The organism is Catenibacterium sp. GCM10023432, assembly GCF_042651925.1.
GTDB classification, from domain to species: Bacteria; Bacillota_I; Bacilli_A; order Erysipelotrichales; family Coprobacillaceae; genus Catenibacterium; species Catenibacterium mitsuoka.
Genome location: NZ_JBHSEB010000126.1, coordinates 1 through 598 on the forward strand (window position 1 = coordinate 1; position 598 = coordinate 598).

General features: G+C 34.6%; 1 protein-coding gene. It reads right to left on the reverse strand.

Annotated elements, in window-relative coordinates; all coding sequences use genetic code 11:
* Positions 1-211 (reverse strand): hypothetical protein (locus ACFOZZ_RS13275; protein WP_376815429.1); only part of this gene is annotated, 211 nt, incomplete at its 3' end.
* Positions 212-598 lie beyond the last annotated feature (387 nt).

Below are 598 nucleotides of genomic sequence, written 5' to 3' on the forward strand. Positions count from 1 at the left end.
CACGATGGTAAACTCCTGTTGCCTCATAAACAACACATACTTCTGTTTCCAGCTTCTTTTCCATCTCCCTGACAAGATTCACTATCTCATCAAATCCTTCTTTTGTATGCTTTATTGAACGTGAACCTGTATACTTCACATTCAGGTTCTTGAATGCCTGGTAATCTGATTTACCCTTAGAGACATCAATGGATACTATTGGGCCTTTCATAGATCATTCCTTCTTTCCTTTAATATTTGAAAGCATAACTTCCCGATTTATGACAATCTATTTTCGTCTTACATGCAGGCTCTATCAATAAATCAAAAGGCCTATTTGGATATAAACTGACTCATGTCATAATAGGAAGCAGAGAATTTTTCTTTACGAAATCACAACTGTGTTTCCAAAGCCCGATCTCTCTGCTTTCTTAAGTCTATTATAATGTATGCCTACAAAATAAAAGACTAGAAGTTAAATATAAGCAACCTCTAGTCAGTATGTTTATTTAGTGAAGAGAAGAACGATACATTAATAGTCATAGCTATCAATCGTTGTTTACGAGCTTACCTTATGGATGTCTCAAGTTATATTGATTAACTTCTCTTCAGTGATATG